Origin of the sequence: Magnetovibrio sp. PR-2, from assembly GCF_036689815.1 — a bacterium.
Taxonomy (GTDB): Bacteria; Pseudomonadota; Alphaproteobacteria; order Rhodospirillales; family Magnetovibrionaceae; genus Magnetovibrio.
On the sequence record NZ_JBAHUR010000005.1, the window covers coordinates 138,703 to 165,621 of the forward strand.

Here is a 26,919-nt window from a genome sequence, read left to right on the forward strand (position 1 = left end):
TCTCCCCAGTTTGCTAAGGCCCTCGGTGGAAAAGGTTTATTCGTCTTCCACCAGCTTGCGTGCAATGACGGCGATATCCTGGGCGGCTTCTGCGTTGGGGTAACGGGTCAACAGAGGCACTTGGGCCTTGATGGTCTCGCGCACCTTCGGATCACGGCGCACGACCCCTAATAATGGCGGGGAAATCTTAAGAAATCCTTCACAAGCTTTCAGCAGCGTGTTGTAGGTTCGCTCCCCTTCACGCGTCGAGTTAGCTGCATTGATGACAATGCGAATGTCCAACTGGGGACGTTCCATGTGGGTGAGCTTGATAAAGGCATACGCGTCCGTCAGCGATGTCGGTTCGTCCGTCGCCACCACCAAGCAAGTTCCCACATTGTGGGTGAGTTGGCGCACTGTGCGTTCTACGCCTGCACCAAGGTCCAAGATCACATGATCATAGGCTTGCGCCAACAGCGCCATGTCTTCGTTGAGCATCTGCAGGCGGGACGTGGGAATGTTTGCCAAGCCCCCAGATCCGGAGCGCCCAGCGATAATGTCAAAGCCGCCCACCGGGAACGGCAAGACAGCTTGGTTGAGCGTCAAACGGCCAGCGATGACAGAACCCAGGTCTTGCTGCGGCATCAAGCCCAATTGAATGTCCAAGTTGGCAAGCCCCAAATCGCCGTCAAACAACAAGACCTTGCGTTCTTTGTTGGCCAGCGCGTTGGCCAGCGTGATGGCCAAGAAGGTCTTGCCCACGCCGCCTTTGCCGGATGCGACAGCAATAATATTTTGCCCCTTGCCCTTTTTCGCAGGTGAGGTCGGTGTTTTCTCGGGTGTGGTTGTTTCGTTTGCCATGAGCAGAGATTACCGCGCCTTACACTTGTCCAACAGTCTTGATTTTCGCTTTGGGGTGAATTTCGTTTTGGCTCATGACCACAGTCGCCGGGCGGAAGCGTTCGATAATGGAGCGCACATAGGGGCGGATGCCCGGGCTGGTCAACAGTGCCGGAACTTCGCCCATCATGGCTTGGCGTTCGTAGGCCGTGCGCAGCTGAGCGATGAATTCTTGCAGATAGGTCGGCGGCATGGACAGCTGACGGTCGTCGCCTTGACCGACCAAGCTTTCGGCAAAACGTTGTTCCCATTCCGGCGACAGCGACAGCAACACGATGACACCTTCGTCGTTGGTGTTCATGTCGCTGATTTGGCGCGCCAAGCGGGCGCGCACGTGTTCGGTGATCATGGTGACGTTGCGGGTCATGCCACAGGCTTCGGAAATGCCTTCCAAGATGGTCGGCAAATCGCGGATCGACACACGTTCGGTGAGCAAGTTTTGCAAGACACGTTGCGTCCCACCCATGGAAATTTGGTTGGGGATCATGTCTTCGATGAGCTTTTTGTGATCGTCGTCCAATTCGTCCAACAGCTTCTGCGTTTCGGCGTAGGACAACAATTCGGGCATGTTGTCTTTGATGACTTCAGTGAGATGCGTGGTAATCACGGTGGACGGGTCAACCACAGTGTAGCCGCGGAACAGGGCTTCTTCGCGGTTTTGCTCGTCGATCCACATGGCGGGCAGGCCAAAGGTGGGCTCCACGGTTTTTTCGCCGGGAAGGGTGATCTCTTCGCCGCGCGGATCCATCACCAACAACATGTTGGGGTGCAGCTCGCCCCGACCGGCTTCGATTTCTTTGGTGCGGATAATGTAGGTGTTGGCTTCCAGTTGCATGTTGTCTTGGATGCGCACGGACGGCATGACGAAGCCCATTTCCTGGGCGATCTGACGGCGGAGCGCTTTGATTTGATCCGTCAGGCGTTTGCCGTCGCGCGGGTTGTTGATCAAAGACAGCAGGCCATAACCCAGTTCCAAGCGCATGAGGTCGATTTTGAGCGCTGTGGAAATCGGTTCTTCCGGTATGGCTTCGGCCTCTTCTACCTTCAGGGCCTGGGCTGCTTCGAACTCTTCGGTTTTGACGCGTTCTTGCATCCGGTTGGTGACGAACGCCGTGACCCCGGTGATGACACTGAGAAACATAAACGGGAAAAACGGAATGCCCGGCAGCAAGGCCAATGCCCCCAGCAAGAACGACGTCACGCCCAAGGCGCGGGGCTGGCCGCCGACTTGTTTGAACAGGGCTTTTTCCGTGGCCCCCGTCACGCCTGCTTTGGTGACCATCATACCGGCGGCGGTGGACACCACTAGTGCCGGGATTTGCGTCACCAGACCGTCACCGACGGTCAAGCGGGTAAAGTTGTTGGCGGCGTCGGCAAAGCTCATGTCGTGCTGGGCAACACCGATGATCATACCGGCAATCACGTTGATGAAGGTAATCAGCAAACCGGCGATGGCGTCGCCACGGACGAACTTCGACGCACCGTCCATGGACCCAAAGAAGGTGCTTTCGTCTTCCAGGTCTTTGCGCCGTGTGCGCGCTTGTTCTTCGTCGATCAGTCCTGTCGAAAGATCGGCATCGATGGCCATTTGTTTGCCGGGCATGGCATCCAAGGTGAAACGTGCCGACACTTCGGCGATCCGTCCCGAACCCTTGGTGATCACGATGAAGTTGACCAAGACCAAGATGATAAAGACGATGATGCCGATAACGAAGTTGCCGCCCATGACGAACCCGCCAAAGGCCTGAATGACCTGTCCCGCAGCGTCAGTGCCTTCGTGACCATGGGCCAAAATCAAACGCGTGGACGCCAAGTTCAGCGCCAAGCGGATCATCGTTGCCAACAGCAAAATGGTCGGGAACGTATTGAATTCCAGCGGCCGCTCGATAAACAGCGCGGTCATCAAAATCATCACGGAAAAGGTGATGGAAAACGCCAAGCTGGCATCCAGCAACCACGTCGGCAAGGGCAGGATCAAGACCACCAAAATGGCGACCACACCCAGGGCCATCATGATGTCGCCACGTTTGGAAATTACGCCGGCGAAATCACGAAGTGCGCTGAGAAAATCTCCGCCGCCTGCGGCTGGCGCAGCGGCTGTTTGTGGGGTTTCGTCTGCCATTGTTTACTTGACTGCGTCCCGTGCTCTAAAGGTTCGGCTGTTCACCGTCGGCACCGCCCGGTGACGGCACGGCGTAGCCGTCTTCGTTGTACTGTTTTAACTTGTTGCGCAGCGTGCGGATCGAAATGCCCAAAATGGTGGCCGCATGCGTGCGATTGCCCAAGCAATGGCTCAGCGTGCTGATGATCAGTTCGCGTTCGACTTCGGAAACAGTCTTTCCGACCATGGACGCAGCGTCCGCATCTGCGCCAGAAGACGCCGCCGCAGCGCTCGATGCAGGGCTTGGCGTACCAAAACCGGACTCGCTCAACAAAATTGCATCGGGACCGATTTCGTCGCCCGACGCCAACAGAACGGCGCGATGCACGGTGTTTTCCAGTTCACGGACATTGCCAGGCCAGGGGTGTGCCAACAACAGCTTTTGCACGTCCTCAGAGAGACCGCGTGCCTGAATGCCGTTGGCTTCAGCGTATTTGGCCGCAAAGTGACGGCCCAGCGCGATGATGTCGTCGGGACGCTCATTCAAGGGCGGCAAGTCCAAGCTGACGACGTTCAAGCGGAAGTACAAATCTTCGCGAAAACCACCGCTTTGGACATGTTGTTCCATGTTGCGGTTGGACGTCGCCAAGATACGCACATCAACCTTGACCGGCTTGTTCGAACCCACACGATCAATTTCGCGTTCTTGCAAGACCCGCAAGAGCTTGGCCTGCAGGCGCGGGTCCATTTCGCTGATCTCATCCAACAAGATGGTGCCGGCGTTGGCTTCTTCGAACTTGCCGATGCGCCGTGCGACGGCACCCGTGAACGCCCCTTTTTCGTGACCGAACAATTCGGATTCCAACAGGTTTTCCGGAATGGCTGCGCAGTTGACGGCGATGAACGGGCCTTCGCGGCGCTTGCTTTTCATATGAAGGTAGCGCGCCATCATTTCTTTACCCGTGCCGCTGGGGCCGGTGATCATGATCGACGCATCCGAAGGCGCGATTTGGTCGGCCAGCTTGACGACATCGTCCATGCGCGGGTCGGTATGGATGAAATCCGAATTTTCTTCGGCGACCGCCGTTAAGACCGCGCCGATCAATTCGGCGTCGGGGGGCAGGGGGATGTATTCTTTTGCCCCTGCTTTGATGGCACGCACGGCGGCTTGTGTGTCGTTGCCCACACCGCAGGCCACCACGGGCACGGCGATACGTTCAGATTCAAGACTCCCGACCAATGTGCTCAGGTCTTCTTGAACGTCGGCCAAAACCAAGTCGGCACCGCCGCCTGATCGCAGGAAGTCCAAACCGGCTTCGACCGTGTCCACATGATTGACCTTGGCACCACGCGACAGCGCGATCTTGCTAGCCGCGCCGACCTGTCCGTCCAATGTTCCAATAATGAGCAATCGCATGTCGGTTTACTTTCTTAGTCGAAATATTCTACACGCTTGGCGGGGGGCAAAACGCTGTTAAGCATCATTTCCAAACGACGGGGATTTTCCTGACGGCCGATAGATGCGGCCCCCATGACGTAGACGTTGTTGACCATGGATTCTTCGGACGAGTTGCGTTCCAGCTTCGCCGCCATTGGCGCAAACACCATGTTGGCCAAGACCGCACCATAAAACGTGGTGAGCAAGGCAACCGCCATGGCCGGGCCGATGGAGCTTGGATCTTCCAGGTTGCCCAACATTTGCACGAGACCGATCAAGGTCCCGATTAGGCCCATGGCCGGGGCGAATTCTGCAGCCTTTTTGAGGACGGACGCGCTGGATTGGTGGCGTTGAATGGTCGAGACCATTTCTTTGCGCAAAATCTGTTCGACTTCTTCACCGGGCGTTCCATCGACGACCATGGTCATGCCTTTGTGCAGCAACGGCTCGCTTTCCAACTGGTTCAACACACCTTGTAAGGACAGAACACCTTGGCGCCGCGCCAGCTCGGCGATTTGCAGAACTTGGATAGCGGCTTCGGACGGATCGCGCGCCGTGTGTGACATGGTTTTGAAGATGACTTTGATGGTGCGGGCCATCTCACCCAAAGTGAAACACATGGTGGTGACAAAAATGGTGCCGCAGATGACGATGGCGAGTGCCGCAAAATCAATGAACGAGCCCGGTGCACCACCCGCAACGATCGCGCCAATCACAAACCCGAACGCGCCGATCAGACCGGCAATGGTTGCCAGATCGATGGACGATTTCGCCGGAGTAATATTGATATTGCTGTCCGCCATGTGTGTGTCTCTATCGGTTTTTGCTGCGCGCAGCTCTCACGTCGTTAAGTACGATCCGTTTTGATGATTTCCGTCATGGTTACACCCAGCCGGTCTTCGACAACCACCACCTCGCCGCGCGCGACCAGGCGGTTGTTGACATAGATGTCGATGGCTTCACCGACTTTGCGGTCCAGTTCCACAACGGCACCGCGCCCCAGCTTCAACAGCTGGCTCACCTGCATCGTGGCTTTGCCCAAAACGGCGGACACTTGAACCGGAATGTCGTAGACGGCTTCCAGATCGCGGGCGTTGCGGGGCATATCTGTGATGTCGTCACCACCAAATCCCGGATCGCCCATGTCGCTGGGGGCGGGGGCGGGGGCGGGATCGTCTCCCAATTCGTTCAGTTCCAAACTTGTTTCGTCTGACATAATCGACCTCCTGAGCCGGTTGTGATGATGGACTACATGTCCGTATTTTCGGGCTCATCGTTGGTTATTTCGCTCGTCTCTTCGTCGCCTTCAGCAAGTATTTCGTCCAAAAGTGCATTTCCGGCCTCTTCCGACAGCGAATCCGGCTCGCTTGGTGCGTCTTCCGCCGCTTCCGCTTCCTGGTCCGAGGGCCCAGTTTCCTGCGGATTTTGGGGCTGTTCTTCAGCCGTGGGGGCGGGGTTTGTGGGCGACTCCACGCCGTGTTCCTCATTGTCCCCGACTGGGGCGTGCTCTACAACCTCTTGGTGGGCTTGCGGGGCAGCTTCCAGCTCGGCCTCTTGAGGTTTGGGGTCGTCGAAACGGTCCCCCCCCAGATTGCGTTCGATGACGTTATCGATTTCTTGCCACATCAGCTGAGAATCACGGATCATACCGCCGCCTTCCCATTCAACCGAAGCATCACCTTGGCCAACTGTTTCGTCTGCCATAACGGTGATCGCGCCCTCTTGACCACGCATGGCCGCCAATTCAGCGGCTTTTTCTTTGACGGTGTCTTTGAGGTCCGGGTGAACGCGGATGATCATTGTGGCTTCGCCGGATGTGCGCTGCAAAGCTTCGGTGACCATGTAGCCGATTTCATCAATGGCCTTGTCCATGTTCATCGCCGGGAACAGTTTGCGCACAATGATTGTGGCGACCGCAACGGCGTCGCGGTTGTGTTCTTCGCGGTCTTGTTCGTAGGATTCAAGCAGCCTATGGACTTGGGTATTGATGGCTTCAAGTGTGTCGGCAAGACGTTGTTCGATGGCCGATGAAAGATCGCGCGTGGCTTCGGCGTGGCCGTCTTGGAAGCCTTCGGCGCGGGCTTGGTCAAGATCTTCCTGACTGAACGTCGGCACGACAATTTCAGGTTCTTCCTCAATGACGGCAGCTTCAAGAGCTTGGGCCTCGGCCTCAGCGGCTTTGGCTTTTTGTGCGATCGCAGCCGGACGCGGATCGGCATCTGTCCCGAAGTCCAGATCGAACAAAAACTTTTTGTGGCCTGTTGCCGACATTTCTGATCCCGTCGAAATCATCTTAGTAAATCAATTCATCTTCTTCACCCTGGCCGGCGATGACGATTTCACCGCTGTCGGCCAGTTGTTTAGCTACCGAGACGATAGCAGATTGTGCTTCGTCCACGTCTTTCAAGCGCACAGCCTCCATGGCATCCATATCTTCGCGCATGATCTTGGCCGCGCGTTCCGACATGTTGGAGAAGAACAAGTCTTTGACGCCTTCCGAACCACCTTTGAGTGCGATGGACAGCTGACCTTTGTCCGTTTGGCGCAACAGAACCTGAATACCTGCACTGTCGACGCGTTCCAAATCGTCAAACGTGAACATCAACTGCTTGATGCGCTCGGCACTTTCGCGGTTGCGTTCTTCCAAGGCGCTCATGAAGCGCGTTTCCGTGTTGCGGTCCAGCGTGTTGAAAATGCCGGCCATCATTTCGTGGCTGTCTTGCCGTGCGGTGCGCGCCAAGTTGGTCATGAATTCGGCGCGCAGGGTCTTTTCCACGTGGTCCAGAATGTCCTTCGATACGGCTTCCATTGACAGCATGCGAATAACCACTTCCATTGCAAAATTTTCGGGCAAGGTGCCCAAGACGCTCGCGGCATGATCGGGACGAATTTTCGACAAAACCACAGCTACGGTTTGCGGATATTCGTTCTTTAAATAGTTCGCGAGCACCGCTTCGTTCACGTTGCCCAACTTGTCCCACATGGTCCGACCGGCGGGACCGCGCAGCTCTTCCATGATCTGCGAAACGCGGTCTTCGGGTAGGGCCTTGGACAGCAAACGTTCCGTGCTGTCGTAAGACCCCACCAGCGAGCCGGTGGAAGACAGCTGATCCGCAAAGTCGAGGAACAAACGTTCGACCACTTTGGAGTTGATCGAGCCCAAGTTCGACATGATTTGGGACAGTTCGCGGATTTCCTCGTCGTCCATCATTTCGAACAACGCGGTCGACTGCTCGTCGCCCAAAGACAGCATGAAGATTGCCGCTTTTTGTGGACCAGTAAGTGATCTGTAATCGTCCTTTACGCGTGCCATGGCCTGAAAACGTCAACCTTAGCCTTCTTGATACAACCAGTTGCGAACGATGCTGAGCGCTTCGTCCGGGTGTTTCTCGACGATCTCGCCGACTTTCTTCACGGAAGACGCTTTCACGCGGCCTTCCACACGATCGATGTCAATGAGCTCTTCGAACATTTCTTCTTCGGGGACCGCACCTTCGGGTGACGGTGGGGCGGCCAATGCGCCGGCAGCCAGTTGGGCTTGGTCGGCGATCATGCGGCCACCTTCGGCCATTTGCGACATAGCACCCGGCAGGGCTTCGAATGCGCGGCTGATAAGCGGGCGGATCACCAACAAGATCACCAAGATCGCCAAGATCAAGATTACGATCATTTCGGCAAACTGCAGCATGTCTTGCTTTTCTAAGCCTAAGAACAGATCAAGCGGTTCGGGCTCGGGGATGTCGGGATCGGCGAACTTCATGTTGACGACTTCAACGATGTCGCCACGATTTGTGTCAAAGCCAATGGCGGCGCGCACCAACTTGCTCAAGTTTTCCATTTCCGCTTCGGTGCGTTCGCGGTAGATGCGGTCGTCGTTCTCATCAAGTTCCCAGGCGCCATCCACCACGACCGAGGCCGAAATGCGGTTGATAATGCCAACGTCGCGGATTTTGTTGGTAACGGTTTTCGAAATTTCGAAACTGACGTTTTCTTCCGTGCGGTTGTCGTTGGAGCTACGAGACGTTTGATCGCCATCGATGCCGCCGCCGTCAGGCAGGTTGTTGTCAACCGTGACGGCTTGGTTTTCGCTATCCTTGGAAGCCGCAGTTTGTTCGACCGTTGAGGTTGCGCGAACCACTTGCCCGTCTGGGTCGTAACGCTCTTCGTTGGTGGTGATGCGGTCGAAATCCATATCCAGCGTCACTTCGGCTTGAACCTTGCCAAAACCAACGGATTTTTCGAGGATTTGCTCAATGGCGGTTTGCATTTCCCGCTCGGCGGCGCGGCGACGCTCATCGGTTTTTTGTGCCACTAAACTGGGGTTGGAGGACGGGTCGCCTTCAAATCCGCGTGCCAACAAAGAGCCTTTATCGTCCACAATGGAGATGGAGCTGGGCAACAATTCGGGCACGGCGGCGGCAACCAAGTGCTGAACCGCCTGGATTTGCGAAGCGTCCAAACGCATGGCGCCGCGCATTTTCAAAAAGATCGACGCGGTGGGCGTGTTCGATTTGCGGTCAAACAGTTTGCGCGTGGGCATGACCAAGTGGACGCGCGCCGTGCGCACTTTGTCGATGGTTTCGATGGTACGGATAAGCTCGCCTTCGAGGGCACGGATTTTGTTGACGTTTTGCTGGAAGTTGGTGGTGCCCAAGGTGCCTTGTTTATCGAACAGCTCCCAGCCGATGGTGCCGCTGGACGGTAGGCCGTTTTCCGCCATGATCAGGCGAATGCGGGCGGCTTGGTCGGTCGGCACCATAATGCGTGCGCCGCCGGCTAGAGATTCGTATGCAATCCCTTGGGTTTGCAGCTGGGAAATAACCCGCGCGGAATCTTGGGGTTCTAGGTTCCCATACAATTCAGCCATCGGCGGTGAGGAAAAACGCGTCACCATGTAGATGAAAAAGCCCACCAAGGCGAACAACACAACGCCCATGATGGCGATGCGTGCGGGGCCTAGATTGCGAATGGTTTGCGCAAGTGCGTCCACGAAGGAACCTCAAAAGTCCAGATGCCAAAGTCCATTTTCGCCCCTTCTGGGCCAATCCGGGCGACGGCTATTCTCATGCGCCAGATTCAAGGCGCACCCACAGCCCGGGTTTCCAGTCTTTAAGCTAGGGCCGGGGTGGTGAATAAGTTCTTAACAACGCGGCAATAATTGCCTAGCGAATCCCTTTTTTTCTGCCGAGTCGCAGCCGACTCGAATCCCTAGGTCATTGGTGTGTCGTTAGGCACTATATGTGGGGTGTTGTGGGGTTGCGTGCGAGTCGTAAAATCGTGGCTATGGTTAACAGAAGATTTCTGGTAGCCATGCGCAAATTCCGTATCTGGGAGTGCGATCTTCATTTCCGGCGAAGATTTTGATCGAGTCTCCGCGCTCTTCGTCGTAGCGGATGATTGTTCGGAGAGTCTGATCAAGTTTTTCGATTGCCGCATCGTCCAAAGGGTGTCGGGCGTATTTGCCGTTGGCGTTGAGTTTCATAAGTTCTTTAACGTGCAATTGGACGTTAATACTGCGAATTTTTTTCGCATCATCAATGGGGTTGTCCGCCGCAGTCAGGAAGGGGATTGGCATGACAAATTTATAAGTGACGTTCTGATTTGTTAGAGGGTGTTCTTTCAGCTCTTTGAGTTTTTTGGCTTTCCATTCTTCAGCTTTGAAAAAAGCGTCCAGTTGAGCTTGCTCAACAGCCGTGTGGTTGTAATCGAGGTCAGCCTTAATTGTTATATTCTCAATAACAAATGTAGCTTGGCTGCCTTCGTAGCCACCAAGCCTCCATCGAATGTGTTCGGTTAATCGTGCTTCGAATTTCTCTGCGTGCAGATTGTTTAATCGTTCTTCAAGAGGGTTATACGGCAGCAAAGATGAAGACGTAGAGGCGGCGCGCTCGCTCACCTGGGCAGGTCTCTCGAACATTTCGTTTTTGCTTGGAATCGAACGGTGGCCTTTTACGGCTTGCGGGAGGTCGTGGTGTTGTTTCGTGGGGCCCTTGCGCTCTACCGAGTTCGCAGGCTTCTTAAGGCAGTCGAGGATTTTGTTGTATTCAGTGAGGTCAAGCACGGGGTGTTTGGTTGCTGGGTGATTATCTTCGTCTTGTGTGGGTGTTTGCCCGTCATTTTTTTTGTCTACGAGTGTGCCGAGCGTATTTATATATGCATAAAGGGCTTCCATTTCTGTGTATTCACCTGATTGGGTCATGCAATTAGTTGATTTGGCAGGTGATTTGGCTTTTACGTTGTTTGGTTTGTCGTCAGCGAGGGGCTGCAATGTCATACTAATCGCAACGGTGGTTGCGAGGACGCCGAAAACCAATGCGGACTTCATCTGAAAATAGAAAATTGTAAAGAGGTTGTTTTTCAATGTATTAGACACCTACCCTAAGCGATTTCTTGTGTTTCCCACAGCTTATGATGTGCATGGCGATAGATTATCTATTTTATTAAGGATGACAAACGCTTTTCAAACGAAGAGTAACGGGCGGGGGTAAAGCAAACAAATGTATGGTTAACAAAATCTTTCTTGCACTTATTTGACGAATTGGGTATATTAATGAGCAGTGAGATAGAATTCTCATACAACAGCAGAAAGCAATGGTGAACGCTATGAGCGATTTATCAGTAAACACGGCACCCGAGAGTGTCGTCAGTGCGTCGAGAAAGACGGCTGCTCAAACCGAAGCGAAAACCGTGTCAGAAACAGACGCTAATGTTTCTGCACGTAAACCTTCTTCTGCAGATGTGACCAATTTCGTAACCTCGCCAAAGGGTGTCGTTGACCCCCAAAGCGGTGTGTACGTCCTGCAATATCGGGATGGCGAAACGGGTGAAGTGGAAATGCAATATCCGTCCAAAAAAGTTGTGGCTGCTTACCAACGCAGCGACGGTGCGGCGAGTGCTCCGGCTCCGGCCCCCACGACATCTACAGAGCAGGCAGGACCTTCGGTCCCGCAGAACAGCGGTGGAGAAAGTACCGGTACTGGTGCAGACGTTTCCTCCGTCTCGACGACAACGACGACTACGGCTTCGACCACTTCGGGAGGAACCGCTTCAGGCACTGGCACAGGTTCAACATCGACTGACGTCGACGTTTAATCCGCGCTTTAAGCCTTTATGATTTGAGTGTGCGCACCGCCTGAGTGCGCGCACGCGAACCCGTTTGTCCTCATTTCATGGATTGAACTGGAAGGGCCGTTAGATGGTTTGCGACTTTGCCTTGAGAAGGGCCGGATGGAAACGTCCGGCCCTTTTTTTCTGTTCAATACCGTGTCTTGCGGGTTTCCAGGGATTGGTATTGGGCATAAGCTGAATTTCGAGCCGAATCAGGAATTCTCTGAGATGCGTGATGAGCCAATCTGAATTACAGGCCAAAATGAACGAAGGGCTTGGGCTGTTCCAAGCGGGGCACCCGGCCGAAGCGTTCTCCGCCTACCAGGGTGTTTTGGCGCTTTCGCCCGATCACGTCGATGCTTTGAATATGGCCGGTGTCTGCGCGTGGCAGGCCGGGGACACATCGGTGGCTCTGGGTCTGCTTGACCAGGCCATGGCGCGTCACCCAAGCCACCCGGATGCGTATGCGAACCTTGGCGTGATCTTGGAAGTCTATGGGCGTTTTGAGGATGCGGCAAACGCGTACAAAGCGTCATTGGAAGCCAAGCCTGGTAACGTTTTGGTTTTGATGAACTTGAGCAACGCTCTGTCCCAAATGGGCGCTTATGGCGAGGTCTTAGACGTTCTCGACCAAGTGCTTTCCCGCACGCCCACGGATGTTGATGCGCTCAACAGCAAAGCCTTGGCGTTGAAAGAGTTTGGCCGCACCGAAGACGCCTTGGCGTGTTTGCAAACGGCTTTGGAGGCAGATCAAACGTCCGTGCGCACCTGGACCAACTTAGGCTTGCTATACCGCACCGACGGCCAACCGGAAAAAGCCTTTGAAGCCTATGACAAAGCATTGGAGATTGAACCCGGATCGCTGAAGGTGCTCAACAACGTGGCCGTCCTACACCGCTGGGAAGGCAATTTGGACGAAGCAGCGGCTATTTGCGAAGGCATCTTGTCGGCGCAGCCTGACCAAGTCGAAGTGCTGAATAATCTGGGCGACACCTATCAGGCTTTGGCGCGCCTGAAAGAAGCCCGCGTTTGTTTTGAAAAGGTCTTGGCGCTGGCGCCGGAGCATCCGGAGGGCCATCACAACCTGGCTGTGCTCTTGTTGTTGGCGGGCGATTTTGAAAACGGGTGGAAGCATTACGAATGGCGTTGGCTGGCCAAAGAATTCCCTTCCGAACGGCGGAACTTTCCCCAACCGCTTTGGACCGGAGAGGACTTGGGCGGGAAAACCATTTTGCTGTATGTGGAGCAGGGCTTGGGCGATGCGTTGCAGTTCGTGCGTTACGCGCCCTTGGTGCAGCAGCGCGGCGGCCGCGTTTTGGTGGAATGTCCCAAGGTTCTCAAAACCCTGTTTGAAGGTGTCGCAGGCATTGATCAGGTGATTGCACGGGGTGACAGCTTGCCCACGTTTGCTGTTCAGTGCCCATTTCTATCGTTACCAGGATTGCTGTCGCCAAACGAACAATCCATTCCGACGGATGTGCCTTACATTGAGATTTCTGACGAGACCCAAGAGGTTTGGGCCAAACGCCTAGCGTCCGATACGTCTTTCAAAGTCGGCTTGGTGTGGGCGGGCAACCCCACACACACCAATGATCGCGAGCGCAGTGTGCCGCTTTCCCGGTTTGAGCCCCTGTCAACAGTTCCCGGGTGTTCGTTTTACAGCCTGCAAATCGGTGAGCGGGCTGGACAGGTGAAGGACGTGTCCTGGCCGGTTCAGGATTTGACCGGAGACATTGACGATTACGCCGATACGGCGGCGTTTGTCGAACAGTTGGATGTGGTGATTACGGTGGATACGTCTGTGGCTCATGTCAGTGGGGCTTTGGGCAAAGACGTTTGGGTCTTGTTGCCGTTTGCGCCGGATTGGCGGTGGCAGATGGACCGCACAGACAGCCCGTGGTATCCCACGATGAAGCTGTTTCGCCAACCCAAACGCCGCGATTGGGACAGGGTCTTCCGAGACCTTCTCGCCGCATTAAGCGCACGGGTCGGCGGTTAGCTTAGCGTGATTTGCGAAATTGGTTGCAGCGTGTGACACGCAAGGCGGAAACGCCGTGATTGTCCAGCAAGCTTTGCCACGTGACAAATTCTTCCACGGACAGGGCATAACGTTTGCAGGCCTCTTCCAAAGTGATGAGGCCGGAGCGAACGGCATTGACGACTTGGGCCTTGCGCGTGGTCACCCAACGTTTGGTGTTGGCAGGTGGCAAGTCGTCCAAAGTCATCTTGGGCGTGTTTGTGGGTGTAGAAGCTGTCATCAAGCACGTTTTTTAAGTTTCGTTTGTGCTGAATAGACTTAAAGGTGCGCAGTTAAAGAATGCCTAACCTCTGCGAAAAATAAGCTTGTCCGGCTTTATCAATCTTTAAGGAAGTTGAGGACGCGCTCTGAGATCGCAGCGCTTGTCAGTCCTTGTTGTTCGAGGATATAGCCATACTCACCCGCCTTGACGAATTCATCCGGCAGGCCGATGGACAAATGGGGCGCACGGTCTGACTTGGGTGCGAAGTATTCGGCAACGGCGCTGCCCAAACCGCCAACGACGGAATGTTCTTCGATGGTGACGATGGCTGGGTGAGTACCTGCTAATTGATCTAATGCGTCCGTGTCCAATGGCTTGATGGTATGCATGTTGACCACGGTGGCCGCCACACCCTGTTCAGCAAGAACCTCGGCGGTCTTCAGAGCTTCGCTGACCATGGAGCCGCAGGCGATCAGGGCCACGTTGCTGCCTGTGCGCAGTGTATCGGCTTTGCTGATCTTGAAATCGTATTCTTCCGTATAGACCGGAGTGCAGGCACCTGCCGCACCGGTTAGGCGGATATACATCGGCCCGTCGAATTCAGCCGCAGCGCGCACAACTTGCACAACCTCTGCGCAGTCGGCCGGGGAAACCACGGTCATGTTGGGGATGGCGCGCATGACGGCGACATCTTCCAAACCGAAGTGCGAATTGCCCAGCAAGCCCATGGACACACCGCTGCCAATGGCGACGGCTTTTACGTTCATTTCCATGTAGCCTAAATTCATGCGGATTTGTTCGCTGGCGCGCATGGCGATGAACGGTGAGAACGATGTGGCGAAAACGTTATGGCCTTCTTTCGCCAATCCAGCGGCTACACCGATCATGTTTTGTTCAGCGATGCCGGTGTTCAAGAACTGATCCGGGAAAGCTTGGCGAAAGCGTTCCAGTCCGGATGAGCCACCGAGATCGGCGGATAAGACCATCATGTCCGGGTGCTCTTCGGCAACGGCCAGTATAGCTTGTCCAAAAATACCGCGCGGGCCTAAGCGTGACCACTGTCGTGCGCTACGTGCATTGATTTCCATTAGGCGTCTCCCTCATCCGGGACGTCAAAGCCCAAGGCTTCCAAGGCTGCGTGATAATTGGTTTTGGTCAGGCGGTTGTGATGCCACGCACCATCGTGTTCCATAAACGGCACGCCTTTTCCTTTGACGGTGTGGGCGACGATGACTTTGGGTTGTCCGTTGGGCGACGGCGTTTCAAAAGCCGCGACCAGCCTGTCGATGTCGTGGCCGTCAACGTCTTCTGCGTGCCAGCCGAAGGCTTGGAAGCGTTCGGCCATGTTGGTGACGTGGATGATGTCTTTGCTGTCCCCATCACTTTGCATCTTGTTGTAGTCAACGATGGCCGTGAGGTTGTCCAACCCTTGTTGGGCTGCCAGCATGGCCGCTTCCCAAATGGAGCCTTCGTTGGTTTCGCCGTCGCCCATGAAAACGTAGGTTTGAAAGTCCTTGCCTTTGCGTTTGGCGGCCAGCGCGATACCGATGCCCATGGACAGGCCGTGGCCGAGGCTGCCGTTGGACGATTCAATGCCCAAGTCCAAGTTCATCACCGGATGCGCGATTAAGTGACTGCCATTTTGTTGAAAGGTCTGAAACGTGTCTTCGGAAATGATGCCCGCGGCCAACAGGGCGGGGTAGTAGCCCAGCACGCCGTGTCCCTTACTCAGGATAAAGCGGTCGCGCTCTTCCCATCGGGGATTTGCGGGGTCAAAGCGCAGCACTTTGCCATAGATCACGGACATCACATCAACCATGGACAAGCCGCCGCCCAAGTGTGTTGAAGTGCCGCATTCAAAACTGATGTCGAGGATCTTGCGGCGCATGAATGTCGCCATGCGATCGATTTCAGGAAAGCTCATGGGTTCTCTCAATCTCAGATCATGCCGCCATCAACGCGGATAACCTGTCCAGTTATATGAGAAGACAGGTTCGATGCAAGGAAAACAGCCGCGTTGGCAATGTCGTGCGGCTCTGCGGCCTTTTTCAGTGCAGAGGCTTCTATGAGTTTTTCGCGCGCGTGCGGGTCCATCTGATCGGCCATGTCGGTTTGTGTCACGCCGGGGGCGATGGCGTTGACGCGAATGCCTTGCCCGCCCAGTTCCGTCGCCATACTCTGTGTTGCGCGCTCGAACGCGGCTTTGCTAGAGCCATACGCGATGGTTCCGGGCTCAGGGTTATCCGCTGCGGTGGACGATATATTGATGATCGATCCCGCCTTGTGGCGTGCCATCAAGCGGGAGATGCCTTGGCTCAAAGCGATTTGGCCAAAAAAATTGACTTCGAACACGTTGCGCAGTTCGGTCATGGATGTCATCTGAAACACGGCACCGGAGGCTATGCCTGCGCAGTTGACCAGAATGTCCACGGTTTTGCTGGCCGTGCGGATGTCCTTGATGGCGGCTTTGATGGAGGCCTCGTCAGACAGGTCAAGCCCGACGGGCGTCACGTCCAATCCGTCGAAAGTGCCTTCAACATTGCGCGCACAGGCCAAGACCGTTGCTCCATGGGCCAAGAAGACTTCTGTGATTGCGCGCCCGATGCCACGGTTGGCCCCCGTCACAACGGCGGTTTTGCCTTCGAGAAGGGGTTGAGACGTTAAATCTGTCATGAGCTCACCGTTCGATAAATTTCACCGCGTTCAAAAACTGGGGCCAACAGGGTCCAGTCGTCGTCGTGCATCGGGTTCCCGGTTGGAAACGGCGGCACGGCCCCTGCTGGCAATGCGGTTAAGACGGCAGGGTCAGTGTAGTAGGCCTGCAGACACAAGACGATCAACGACATGGCAAGACGCAGGTTTTTGCGTTTGGACAACTCGATACAGGCGAGGCGCTGTTCTGGGTCGAGGTCTTTGAACGCAGCCCCGAACTTTTCCAGGGCCAAGGCGTCTATCAGCGAAAAGAACTCATTCGCCTGTTGGTTGGCTTGGCGTTGCGTGACCAAGCCGGACACATCCACAGACGATCCCGGCGGCATGCCGAGGTCTGGGTCGCCAGGAAGAATGGTGTCGCAAAACAGATCGATCACGTTGCCCCCTCAATCTCTTGCAGATTATCACACAGGTGGTCGCAAATTTTCAATGTTAGCGCTTGGGCGGTGGCCACAGGGTTTACGGCGCCTGCGGTGACGAAAATGGAGCTGTCCACGATAAACAGGTTGTTCACCGCATGTGCGCGACCGTGTTCATTGACGACAGAGGTTTTGGGGTCCCGCCCCATGCGCGCGGTGCCCATGATGTGCCAGCCCGTGTGCTTGACCGGAGCGAACGATGATGTGACGCGTGCGCCGGCACTTTCGAACAGATGTTTGCTGCGCTCGATCCCATGCTTGAGCATCTTTTGGGAATTTTCGCTCAAAGTGTAGTGAACCTTGATACCGGCCATGCCGTTGGCGTCGGCGGTGTTGGTGTCTAACTCAATGAAGTTGTTTGGGTCGGGCAGGTCTTCGGCGATGATGGCGATGCCGACAGTGTGGTTGAAGGTCTTGGCAAAGGTTTTGTGATGGTCCGGGCCCAGGGGGATTTGGCGCATCATGTAGCCGTTCACCGCCGTCTCGACTGGGGCGGAGCCGCGCAACACATGCATGGTGTAGCCCCGGGTAAAGTTGCGTTTTACATCGGTTTCATAAAACTGGTGGGAGAAGAGAGAACAGCCCTGCGGCCCAATACTGGACGATAAGTCGTCGTCGAAGACAGCCTCCGTATACGCCAGCGGGTGAAGCATCAAGTTGCGCCCGACGACGCCGTGGTCGTTGAGCAAGCCGTCTGGAAATGCGCTGGATTTTGAATTCAACAACAGCCGTGGCGTTCCCGCACCGCTGCACGCCAACACGACAATGGACGCGGGTTGAACCTGTTCGTTGCCGTCTTGATCGATATAGCGCACACCTTCGGCCCGTGCGTTTTTGCCCAGAAGGATTTCTTGAACGGCGCAATTTTGACGCACTTCTACGCCTTGGGATTTGGCTTCGGGCCAATAGGTGACGTCGACACTGCCCTTGGCACCTTGGGCGCATCCGGTGTTGCAGGGGCCTAAGTTGATGCACGACGGGCGTTCGCCAAGCTTTTTGGTGTTGATGGCGGCGTAGGACGGCCACCAATGCCAGCCCAAATGATTGAACGCGTCGCCCATCCGGCGCCCCATGGGGCCTAAGGGCAGGGGCGGGGCCAGATTTTCATAGTCGGGGTAAGCCGGGTCCCCAACCAAGCCCGCAACACCCATCATGCGTTCGTTTTCTTGAAAGTAGGGTTCCAAATCGCCATAGCCAAAGGGCCAGTCTTCGCCCACCCCGTCCAGGCTTTGGGTGTGAAAGTCCGACGGATGAAAACGCGGGAAGTGGGCCGAATACAAAATGGTGCTGCCGCCAAAGCCGTTGAAGTTGGCGAGCGAAATGGGGGAGTCCGCGTTGTCGATGGGATAGTCAGCTGGATTGTTCCGCTCATTGGGGTCAGAGCTTGCCTGCCCATGGCGGCTGAGCTCCCAATTGGGGGCGGTGGATGGAAAATGCGCCGGGTCTTGTTCCCCCCCGGCTTCCAGACAGACGATCCGCAACGCTGTATTCCGGCTGAGCTTCCAGGCCGCAGCTGCGCCCGACGCACCGGAACCAACGATGACGATGTCGACAGGGTTCATCACTCCGGAGCTTTCGGCAGATATTGTTCCAAAATTTCGGGAATGGTGATCATCATGTCGGCTTCGCAGGCGATTTCATCACCGACCTTGGCGACACCTTTGCCTTTGCACACACCGCGTTTCCAAGACAACACTTCGGTATGAATGTCGAGACGTTCGCCCGGCAAGACTTCGCGGCGAAACCGAACGGTGTGCTGCAGGGCGTGGGTCACCTTGCCTTTTAAGCCCGGCAAGGTGGTGATGGCGACGGTTAACATTTGTGCCAATGCTTCCAGTTGCAAAGCGCCCGGCATGTTGGGGCCGTCGGGGAAGTGCACCGGGAAGTACCATTCGTTCATGGTGAGGTTTTTGTGCCCGCGCGCATATTCGCCGGGGACGACTTCGTCGACAAAGTCGATCATCAAAAACGGGTAGCGGTTCGGCTGATACTCTTGAAGTTCTAAGCTGTTCAGCTGCATTTTTGTCATTGTCATCTCGCAGTGTCATCTCGCAGTCTGGCGATTTAGCGCACATCAACAATTCTAGAAAGGCTGGCAATCACGTCAAAACCGTCCCAAATGGCGTCCATGTCCAGGGCTTGGCCAACGGGGACAATCCGGTCAACTCCACGCAAGTGCGCGGTCTTGGCGTAGTTGGACACCTCATCAGGACCGTAGCCAAAATAGGTTAAGGTTTGGTAGCGCTCCGTCACCGATGGGGTAAGCTCTTCGAGCGTGCCGAGGGTCACTTCGTGAACCGTGCCACTATAGCCCCGGCACGCGGATTGGTCAGAACTGAGCCCGTCAAGCTGTACCCGATAAAGGCTTCGCCCCTGGCGCTTGACGGACTGAATATGTGTGTTGGTGCAGGCGTTGTTCGACGCTTCAACAAATTTGTCCATGCTTTGGATGGGCTCAAGTAGATAGCGTTCATCGGCAAAGTCCGCGAAGACCGGCCAGAGCTTGTCTTGGGCTTTGCGGACGCGTTCGCCGTCACCAACCCACGCGATCAGTTGCGGCGACGAGCACGCCGCTTGGTCCATCAGATAGATGTCGTTGTAGAGCTTTTGGCAAAAGGCGTTGAGCTCTTCGTCGCCGAGGCCCTCAACCGCTTCCACCTTCAGCACGCACAAAGAATACCGGTCTGTGAACATCACTTCGCGCGAATGGGCTGGGGCAGGGTAGGCGCGCATGCGTTGCACGGTTTCATCCCCGCCCCAAACAATGCGTCCGTCAGCACACCCCATCCAATAGGCGTTAACGTCGTCGTCACGTTCGTAGCGCAGCATGAAGAGGGCACTTTGTAGGTTTGCGTGTTCCGGTGTGTTGAGAAGGGTTTTCAACGTCTCAACCAACAGGTCCAACGTCGGTGTGGACGCGCTGGGCAAACGCAGCACACAGGTGTTCCCGGCCAATAATCCGAAGGCCAAGGAAAAGGCCGCGTTGATGGGCACGTTCGACGGGCAGATGTGAAACACGAGCCCCAGCCCCATTTGCAGGCGCTCAGGACGCGATAGCTTGTCTTTGAGCGCCTGGAGATTGGCTTTGCGGCACCAATAGGCAAAGGTGACCACATCGGGGAACTCCCGCACGCCTGGGGCCGCCAACAGTGCGCGCGACAAATCGGACAAGAATGCCAGACGTGCGTCGTCCCAGCTTGGCACCGGATGTGTGTCGAGCTGCTCGAGATCGCCCACCAAAACGGTTTGGCGTCGCTTTAAGTCATCGGGAATAGGTGTCACTGCAACCTCTGACTTCCGCTTGTTCCAATCGGCCTTTGACTTCGAAGTACACACCTTTGCGGCCGCAGGCGCAATCGTCATGGCCTAAAATCGTGCCCATGTCTTCGCTCAGCAGCGCATGACCGGGGTAGCTGTGGGGGAGGACGGACAACAATTCGATCAATCCACTTTCTCCAACAGACAGTGGGCTAAAATCGATGGGGTCGCGGATCACGATGTCCGACCAGGCGGAGGCATGAAGATGGCCGTGTTCGCATTCCATGAAAATGGAACCGGTCTGTTCGACCATGCCATAATAATTGTGAAGCCGCGTCATGCCACACACGTTGGCGATGCGGTCTTTATATTCCGTTGTGCTGATGGCTTGGTCCGCCAACTGCTTCCAGCCGCCGCCGTGGATCAAAACGCCTTTGTTTACGTCTAAAGTCCGGCCCGATTGTTCTAGCGCTTTGACGAAATGAAGCCAGACGATGTAGGTGAAACCAAAGACCAAGATGTCTTGATCTTTGTGTTTGTCCAAAAACGCCTGCACCCGTTCGGTGTTCAACGACATGTCGTCGTCCAAAGCATAGGTCACGTTTCGCCCAAACATGGAAAAGCCTAAGATTCCGGCCGTGCGGGCGGAAAACCGTTTTCGGTTTGCCACCGTGGCTTCGCAATCGATCACCAACAGGGGCAGACGCTTCGGTCCAATGAAGTCGGTCATGATGCGCGACAAGACTTTGACTTGCAGGCTTGACGTGGTTTTGTCCAAAAAGATTTGCGACGGGCTTTGGCCGCTGGTGCCCGACGAGGTCATGGTTTTCACAACTTCGGCGTCGGGAACGCTCAACAGGCGTTGTTGCTTGAACAAACGCACGGGCAAAAATGGGATGTCTGGTAAGGTTTCGATATTGTCGGTGTCGTAGCCAAACTTCTTGATGATGTCGGCATAGGGCGCGCAGGCAGACATATGATGCGCGGTCAAACGACGCATTTCGGGCAAGAAGAAATTTTGCTTCTCTTCACACCCAAGGCCGAAGGTCGGCCAATCCATCAAGGTTGTTTGTGTTTTTTCATCAGACACTGATAATCAACCTTTCCCGTTTCAAGGCGTGGTAAGTCGGCAATGGCAGTTACGTCAATCGCTGAAGTGTTGATGTCGGCAAAGATTGCCAGTTCATGCCTCAGGTCATCGGCGGGCTGTGATGCTATATCGACGACCTCCACAATCAAATGGTCGTCCCAACCGTGTGCGGCGCAGTCATAGCCTTTATCTTGAACGAAACGCTCGATTTGATCCAAGGATATGCGGTTTCCGTAGATTTTCAAAAACCGGCCGAGGCGGCCTTCGATGTAAAAGTGTCCGTCTGCGTCCGCGCGGGCAAGGTCGCCTGTGCGAAGAATGCCATGGTTCTCATCACCAAGCGCCAGATCTTCAGCGCTGTGGGCATACCCCATGCATACGTTTGGGCCCTCATAGACCAGTTCACCCACTTGGCCGCTTTGGGTGATGTCGGCGGTGTTTTCACCTTCTACCCACAACCGTCCGCCGGGAATGGCTTTGCCGATGCTGGCGGGTTTGGCCTTGATGTCTTGTGGCGGCAGGTAGGACATTCGGGGTGACGCTTCGGTTTGTCCGTACATGGTCCAAAACTTGATGCCTTCAGCTTCACAGGCGTCTTGGACTTTGAGGATGTTCTCCGGGTCCAAACGACCACCGGCCTGGGTCATTTTCGCCAACGCCGGAAGCTTCAGGCGGGCCAGTTTTAGGCGCAACAGCATTTCGTAGTGATAGGGCACGCCAGCAAAACTGGTGGTCTCATGTTCGCGCATTAGCGCCCAGTGTTCTTTTTCCATCATGCCAGAGTTGGTCAGAACGATGGATGCGCCGCTGTAGAGATGGCTATTCACAACTGAGAGACCGTAAGAATAGCTCACCGGCAGCGAAGCGAGGGCACGGTCGTCTGGGCAGATGTCCAAATACTCAGCAATCGCCGCCGCGTTGCTGACAAGGTTGTTCAACGTGTGGCGCACCAACTTGGGCTCCCCGGTCGAACCGGAGGTGGCGGCCAAGTAAGCCAGGTCTGGGTGAAGCCGGGGCTCCGTGCTGTTGAGGTTTTGATAGAGTGTGTACGCACCCTCTTCAAAGCTTGGGCAGAAGCCGTCCATTTCAGTCCGGCAAAAGATCGATTGCGGCGCAAAGCGCTTGATCAGCTCTGCATAGTGCTCAACAGGTTTTTCACCGTTGAGCAATAGCGGCACGGTGCCTCTCGACAATGCAGATAAATAGAGCAAAACAGTGGGGTAGTCGTTCCGCCCGATGATGAATGTAAGCTCACGCGGACGAAGGTGTTGGGAAACACGCTCAATGTCAGCTTTGAGGTCTGAATAACTGATGGCCTGTCCTGCTTCGGTGATGATGGCAACCCGGTCGGGGGTGTCGAAGCAGACGAGGCCGAGCATTACACTTCGACCTCATATTTCTTCATGATCTCCATACCGACGGTATAGGAGCTGAAATCGATGATGTCTTCGGTTTCCATCATGATGTCGAAGGCGTCTTCCAGGGCGGCGATCATGCCCATGTGACCGACCGAATCCCATTCTGGAACGGACTGGTATTTCAAATTTTCATTGAGGTCTTCGGGACTGACGGAAAAACTTTCAATAAATGCTTGGTCGTACTTCTCTTTATTGCTCACAATGGCCTCCGATTATCGCTTTCTGCTCCACAAACCAAACCTGTTTGTGTCTCGTTTGTGCCTAAGGATATGGTGACATTACCTCCTCGTTCATGCAAGGCGAATGTGGCAAAATCCGTGCTTTCCCTATTGGGGGATTTGTCGTTAAACTTCAGCATGTTGCTGCCCTGCATTTATGGACCTTTTTGATGACAGCCTGTTGCTCGCTACCTTCAACGCCACCGACCATCCCTGAATTTATTGACCAGCTCAAAACGACGTTTTTTGCGGATATGGAGGCTGTGTATTGGGTGTCTGTGGATTTGCGGATGGTGATGCGCAGCTTGGATGTCCGCCACACCGCGGCAGAGGACTTTTGCGACACCTTCGTTCGCACCCTTTTGCACCGGCTTGGCGATCAGGCGACCGTGATCGTCCCGACTTTTTCCATGAGCTTCCCGGATCAAAAAGTGTTCGATGTTCGCGAGACGGCGTCCATGTCCGGTGCATTTGGGGGGCTTTTGGTGAAACGTTACCCCCAAAACCGTTTAGCCCACCCCTTTTATTCCTTTGCAGCCTTTGGCTCCCGCGCCCCGGCGTTGTTGTCCACGCACTTTAAACATAGCACCGGGGCGGGTTCGGTCTTTGAATGGGTGATGGAACATGACGTGGAATTGGTTTGCATCGGTCACCACTTCGTTAAATCCTTGACGGGGATACACCACGCCGAAGAAGAAGCTGGTGTGGACTATCGCTATCGAAAAACGTTTTGTGGGCGGGTTGTTGGCATGGATGAAGAAACGGACGTGGACTGTAGCTTTTTTGTGCGCGAGCTGGGCACGTGTGACTTTTCTTCAATGACCCAGGAGGGCGAACGTCATTTCCGCCAGTCTGGTCTGGTTCAATACGGTCTTGCGGGGACAGAGAAGCGCCCCGTCATGGCGCAAGGATTGAACTTAAAGGTCGCGCATTCTGAACTGGTGGCGGACTTGACGTTGGAGACGCCGAAATACGTTGATTTCTTTGGGCCAGAGCGGGACCGGCCAAATGTCATCACCGCGCGCGTGGCAGACCGGCTCTATAGCGAACAGTTGAAAGCCTTAGTGGCGCCGTAACTCTTATTTTGCAGGCAAGCTCATCAGGTGAGGGGAGGCGTAGGTGAATTCACCGCGACAAATCGTTTCGCCATTGCTGATGCCTTCGACTTTGCCTTTGGCGATGCCTCTGCGAAAGGACAAAAGCTCGGCTTCATAATCGATATCGGTTTCGGGCACAGCGGCAGAAACCAGCTGAACATTCACATTGGTGATGAATGCCCGATGTTCGCCATGGTCTTGGGCGGCATAGATCAACAGGACCAGGGTTTGCAACATGCCCTCGATCTGTAAGGTTGCGGGCATGACTTGGGATTTTGGCAAGTGGCAGGCGAAATACCAGTCGTCCGGGTTCAGTCGTTTTGTCCCCTGGGCAGTTTTTCCGGTGACGATTTCTTCAAATGCGTCGATCATCAAGAACGGCTCGGTGATGTCCAGACGCGCAGAGATTTCATCTTTTGAGAGCTTCATTGTCATGGCGTTTCCCACATAAACCTATACGCTTAGCGCAAATCGACGACGATCCGCCCCCATTGCGTTCCCTTTAAAACGGTGTCTATGGCTTTTGGCAACTGGTCCAAAGCCACTACACGGTAAAGCGCCGACAGATCTTTCGGTTTCCAAGTGGTGGCCAGTTTGGTCCAAACCCGACGGCGATGGTCGTGGCTGGTGTTTTCTGCATTGATGCCGATGAGCCGCGTGCCGCGCAGGATAAAGGGCAGGACGGTTGTTTGCAAAGCCGTGTCCCCAATCATACCCGTCGCAACAGCCACCCCATTGTCGTTGAGAGATTTTAAGGCCGTGGCCAACGTATTGCCACCGGCCACATCGATTGCCGCATCCCAGTGCGTTGGCAGAAGGTTTCGTCCCGTGGTGTCTTCGAACTCTGTGCGGGACAGGACTTCTTTTGCGCCAATGGTGCGTAAAAAATCATGGGCGTCCTCTTGCCCTGTGACGGCGCTTACTGTGCAGCCGAGCGCGCTGAGAAGGGCGACGCTGAAACACCCGACACCACCCGTGGCGCCGGTGACCAGTGCTGTGCGCTGGTCCAAATCATCGTGATTGTTTTGCAAAGCTTCGACAGACAAGGCTGCGGTGTATCCGGCCGTGCCATAGGCCATCGCGTCTTGAAGGCTTAAACCGTCAACGTTTTTCATCAACCAAGCGGATGGCACGCGCACAAACTGACCAAACCCGCCCGGCGTATTCATGCCCATGGGCGTGCTGGTGATGATGACCTCATCGCCAGGTTTGAACGCGGGGTTGGCGGACTGTTCGACCACACCTGCGGCATCTAGGCCTGGGGTGTGGGGAAAGCGGCGCGTGACGGCGGGGTTCCCCTGACAAGACATGCAGTCCTTATAATTGATGGAGCTAAAGTGAACCCGAACCAACACCTCTTCGTCGGGAAGATTTTCTATGCGGTTGGTCTTTACGCCGTACGAAAACGTTCGGTTTTCACCTTTGTTGACGATCAGCGCTTTGAAGTCTTGATTCATGACATATCCCATGTGAGCCGTGTCAGGCTTTCAAAGTCAGCAAGCCATTGTCTTTGAGTTTTTCTGCGGTTTGGGCAAGGTCGTGCAGCGCATAACCCGTCCGCTCAGCAATATCGATGAGATCGTGCCGACCGTCAGCCAAGGTCAAAAGCCACTTGATGCGACAAAGTTCGGCGTGGGCTTCTTTTTCCGCTTCGTCCGGTGTCTTGGCGACAAAATTCAAGCTCGGATAAAGGCCGCGGGGGCCCAGCTGAGGTTCGCCCACCAATTCGCGGTTTTCATACACCACACAATTGTCGGCGATCATCAACATACGTTCCAAGTCATCCACCGCGTTGATGATTTGTTCAATCCTCATGTATTCTTTGGTGTCTAACGAATTGTGATAGCCAACAAAACCTAAGTGATAAAAATCACGCGTGACGTTGCACACGGGGATGCGAACGCCGGGCGTTGCATAGTGGCGTTCATCCGCGCCTGAGTTCGGGTCGAAATCGAGGGTGTCAAGAACCACGCCGTTGGCTTGGGCAAAATGGATTGATTTGTCGATGATGCCGTCTTTGAATACGCTCTGTTTATAGGTTAGACGGTCGCGTTCTCCACCGGTCATGTTGACGATCAGACCGCCAACAGCATTGGTTTTGATTTCGTCCAAATGCTGGTGAAGCATGCACAGCGTGCCAATGGTTTCGGGCTGTATGGTAAATCGAAACGTGTGATTGCGCTTAGGCCATTTATTAAGGCGATGGTACAACCCCAAGAGGGTTAGGGGCCCGCTCAACTCATTGTTGGCAAGAGAGGGGTGGCACATATAGCTTGATAAGATAATTTCGCGCTGGCTTCGGCCTTCGAGCTTCGTTTGCGCAATATCGACCCCACCGTCAACAAATTCACTTTTGATGACCGCGTGGTATTCACCGTCTTTGAGAGTTTGCTTTTGCCGATCCGACAAGCAAAACCCCCATCGCTTTTTGTAGTAGCTGGACGTGTAGGGAATGGCGTCGGGCTTTTGCGGGATTGTAAAGAGATGGGGGTCTAACTCTTGCAGGCTCATCTTGGCGTCGATGGGGGCCGAATAATTCAAGATATGCAGGTTGCTGTCCTTCATATCGACGACGATTTCACCGTCAGGGCCGAGAAGGTAAGCTTCTTCACAACGCCATTCTTGCGGTACGGTCCAGTCAAACACCTTGGTGCCTGTGTCCACACGGCTGATGTTTAACGGCATGAATTCTTGAAGAATCCGGTAACTTTCAAGAGTGCCTGGGCCCGTGATGCTTCTCAGCAAAGGGAATAGGCGGTCGAAGATCGCACTAAAATTCTTTTCAGTTTCTTGGAAATCATCAAAAGGCATTGAGCTGTTTTCTACAGAATGAGAACGGGAAAGTGCCTTCATGCTCTGGGAAAACGGCCTTTTTTGCAAGGAGGCATTTTGAGCTCCCGAGAATTACCTGAAAAAGACAACAGGCCTGTTTTCTATATGGC

General features: G+C 54.9%; 26 protein-coding genes. 3 read left to right on the forward strand and 23 right to left on the reverse strand.

The window, feature by feature from the left end; translation table 11 throughout:
• Positions 1-36: 36 nt before the first annotated feature.
• The 9 genes from V5T82_RS07475 to V5T82_RS07515 form a co-directional block, all read right to left on the reverse strand.
• Positions 37-840 carry a MinD/ParA family protein gene (locus tag V5T82_RS07475; protein ID WP_332894986.1) on the reverse strand — a complete coding sequence of 268 codons (804 nt, stop codon included), beginning with the start codon at positions 838-840 and terminating at the stop codon, positions 37-39.
• 19 nt (positions 841-859) lie between these two features.
• On the reverse strand, positions 860-3,001 hold the full coding sequence (gene flhA / locus V5T82_RS07480; RefSeq protein WP_332894987.1) for a flagellar biosynthesis protein FlhA: 2,142 nt from the start codon (positions 2,999-3,001) through the stop codon (positions 860-862).
• A 25-nt stretch (positions 3,002-3,026) separates the two neighbouring features.
• Positions 3,027-4,397, reverse strand: coding sequence for a sigma-54-dependent transcriptional regulator FlbD (flbD, locus tag V5T82_RS07485; protein ID WP_332894988.1), 1,371 nt, complete (start codon positions 4,395-4,397; stop codon positions 3,027-3,029).
• 14 nt (positions 4,398-4,411) lie between these two features.
• Complete coding sequence (locus V5T82_RS07490; protein WP_332894989.1) at positions 4,412-5,221, reverse strand: motility protein A; 810 nt, start codon at positions 5,219-5,221, stop codon at positions 4,412-4,414.
• A gap of 44 nt (positions 5,222-5,265) precedes the next feature.
• Positions 5,266-5,562 (reverse strand): flagellar motor switch protein FliN, encoded by a 297-nt coding sequence (gene fliN / locus V5T82_RS07495; RefSeq protein WP_442917431.1) that lies wholly within the window; start codon positions 5,560-5,562, stop codon positions 5,266-5,268.
• Between the two features lie 104 nt (positions 5,563-5,666).
• Positions 5,667-6,689 carry a FliH/SctL family protein gene (locus V5T82_RS07500; protein WP_332894991.1) on the reverse strand — a complete coding sequence of 341 codons (1,023 nt, stop codon included), beginning with the start codon at positions 6,687-6,689 and terminating at the stop codon, positions 5,667-5,669.
• A gap of 22 nt (positions 6,690-6,711) precedes the next feature.
• Positions 6,712-7,731 (reverse strand): flagellar motor switch protein FliG, encoded by a 1,020-nt coding sequence (fliG, locus tag V5T82_RS07505; protein ID WP_332894992.1) that lies wholly within the window; start codon positions 7,729-7,731, stop codon positions 6,712-6,714.
• 18 nt (positions 7,732-7,749) lie between these two features.
• Complete coding sequence (gene fliF / locus V5T82_RS07510; protein WP_332894993.1) at positions 7,750-9,408, reverse strand: flagellar basal-body MS-ring/collar protein FliF; 1,659 nt, start codon at positions 9,406-9,408, stop codon at positions 7,750-7,752.
• 297 nt (positions 9,409-9,705) lie between these two features.
• Positions 9,706-10,779 carry a hypothetical protein gene (locus tag V5T82_RS07515; protein WP_332894994.1) on the reverse strand — a complete coding sequence of 358 codons (1,074 nt, stop codon included), beginning with the start codon at positions 10,777-10,779 and terminating at the stop codon, positions 9,706-9,708.
• Positions 10,780-11,021: 242 nt separating this feature from the next.
• On the opposite strand from V5T82_RS07515, the gene V5T82_RS07520 reads away from it, so the two are divergent.
• Together V5T82_RS07520 and V5T82_RS07525 are read left to right on the forward strand one after the other, a co-directional pair.
• Positions 11,022-11,510, forward strand: coding sequence for a hypothetical protein (locus tag V5T82_RS07520; RefSeq protein WP_332894995.1), 489 nt, complete (start codon positions 11,022-11,024; stop codon positions 11,508-11,510).
• Between the two features lie 250 nt (positions 11,511-11,760).
• The gene (locus tag V5T82_RS07525) at positions 11,761-13,524 is read left to right on the forward strand and encodes a tetratricopeptide repeat protein (protein ID WP_332894996.1); all 1,764 of its coding nucleotides are present in this window, start codon (positions 11,761-11,763) and stop codon (positions 13,522-13,524) included.
• A gap of 1 nt (position 13,525) precedes the next feature.
• Here the strand turns inward: V5T82_RS07525 and sciP are convergent, their stop codons facing one another.
• The 11 genes from sciP to V5T82_RS07580 all read right to left on the reverse strand — a co-directional run bounded on the left by sciP (position 13,526) and on the right by V5T82_RS07580 (position 22,862).
• A complete protein-coding gene (gene sciP, locus V5T82_RS07530; protein WP_332894997.1) occupies positions 13,526-13,783 on the reverse strand; it encodes a CtrA inhibitor SciP in 258 nt (85 codons plus the stop codon).
• A gap of 98 nt (positions 13,784-13,881) precedes the next feature.
• A complete protein-coding gene (locus V5T82_RS07535) occupies positions 13,882-14,853 on the reverse strand; it encodes a transketolase family protein (RefSeq protein ID WP_332894998.1) in 972 nt (323 codons plus the stop codon).
• Positions 14,853-15,689, reverse strand: a complete 837-nt coding sequence (locus V5T82_RS07540; RefSeq protein WP_332894999.1) for a transketolase — start codon at positions 15,687-15,689, stop codon at positions 14,853-14,855. The genes V5T82_RS07535 and V5T82_RS07540 overlap by 1 nt, the downstream gene beginning before the upstream one ends.
• A 14-nt stretch (positions 15,690-15,703) precedes the next feature.
• Positions 15,704-16,438, reverse strand: a complete 735-nt coding sequence (locus tag V5T82_RS07545) for an SDR family NAD(P)-dependent oxidoreductase (RefSeq protein ID WP_332895000.1) — start codon at positions 16,436-16,438, stop codon at positions 15,704-15,706.
• Positions 16,435-16,854, reverse strand: coding sequence for a gluconate 2-dehydrogenase subunit 3 family protein (locus tag V5T82_RS07550; RefSeq protein ID WP_332895001.1), 420 nt, complete (start codon positions 16,852-16,854; stop codon positions 16,435-16,437). Before V5T82_RS07550 ends, V5T82_RS07545 begins: the two co-directional genes overlap by 4 nt.
• Positions 16,851-18,458, reverse strand: coding sequence for a GMC family oxidoreductase (locus V5T82_RS07555; protein WP_332895002.1), 1,608 nt, complete (start codon positions 18,456-18,458; stop codon positions 16,851-16,853). The genes V5T82_RS07550 and V5T82_RS07555 overlap by 4 nt, the downstream gene beginning before the upstream one ends.
• Entirely contained in the window at positions 18,458-18,931 is a 474-nt protein-coding gene (gene fabZ / locus V5T82_RS07560) for a 3-hydroxyacyl-ACP dehydratase FabZ (protein ID WP_332895003.1), read from the reverse strand. Before fabZ ends, V5T82_RS07555 begins: the two co-directional genes overlap by 1 nt.
• 29 nt (positions 18,932-18,960) lie before the next feature.
• Complete coding sequence (locus tag V5T82_RS07565; protein ID WP_332895004.1) at positions 18,961-20,178, reverse strand: acyl-CoA reductase; 1,218 nt, start codon at positions 20,176-20,178, stop codon at positions 18,961-18,963.
• Positions 20,159-21,244 carry a LuxE/PaaK family acyltransferase gene (locus V5T82_RS07570; protein ID WP_332895005.1) on the reverse strand — a complete coding sequence of 362 codons (1,086 nt, stop codon included), beginning with the start codon at positions 21,242-21,244 and terminating at the stop codon, positions 20,159-20,161. Before V5T82_RS07570 ends, V5T82_RS07565 begins: the two co-directional genes overlap by 20 nt.
• Positions 21,214-22,623: an AMP-binding protein gene (locus V5T82_RS07575; protein ID WP_332895006.1), complete on the reverse strand. Its 1,410-nt coding sequence runs from the start codon at positions 22,621-22,623 to the stop codon at positions 21,214-21,216. Before V5T82_RS07575 ends, V5T82_RS07570 begins: the two co-directional genes overlap by 31 nt.
• A complete protein-coding gene (locus V5T82_RS07580; RefSeq protein WP_332895007.1) occupies positions 22,623-22,862 on the reverse strand; it encodes an acyl carrier protein in 240 nt (79 codons plus the stop codon). Before V5T82_RS07580 ends, V5T82_RS07575 begins: the two co-directional genes overlap by 1 nt.
• Before the next feature lie 188 nt (positions 22,863-23,050).
• Between V5T82_RS07580 and V5T82_RS07585 the strand changes: the two genes are divergently transcribed.
• Positions 23,051-23,956 carry an AAC(3) family N-acetyltransferase gene (locus V5T82_RS07585; protein WP_332895008.1) on the forward strand — a complete coding sequence of 302 codons (906 nt, stop codon included), beginning with the start codon at positions 23,051-23,053 and terminating at the stop codon, positions 23,954-23,956.
• Between the two features lie 3 nt (positions 23,957-23,959).
• Here the strand turns inward: V5T82_RS07585 and V5T82_RS07590 are convergent, their stop codons facing one another.
• From V5T82_RS07590 to V5T82_RS07600, 3 genes are read right to left on the reverse strand one after another with little or no spacing between them, the layout of a single operon-like run.
• Positions 23,960-24,412: a 3-hydroxyacyl-ACP dehydratase FabZ family protein gene (locus tag V5T82_RS07590; RefSeq protein ID WP_332895009.1), complete on the reverse strand. Its 453-nt coding sequence runs from the start codon at positions 24,410-24,412 to the stop codon at positions 23,960-23,962.
• Positions 24,413-24,438: 26 nt separating this feature from the next.
• Positions 24,439-25,434, reverse strand: coding sequence for a YhdH/YhfP family quinone oxidoreductase (locus V5T82_RS07595; protein WP_332895010.1), 996 nt, complete (start codon positions 25,432-25,434; stop codon positions 24,439-24,441).
• Positions 25,435-25,456: 22 nt separating this feature from the next.
• Positions 25,457-26,830 carry a DUF4910 domain-containing protein gene (locus V5T82_RS07600; RefSeq protein ID WP_332895011.1) on the reverse strand — a complete coding sequence of 458 codons (1,374 nt, stop codon included), beginning with the start codon at positions 26,828-26,830 and terminating at the stop codon, positions 25,457-25,459.
• Positions 26,831-26,919: the final 89 nt, after the last annotated feature.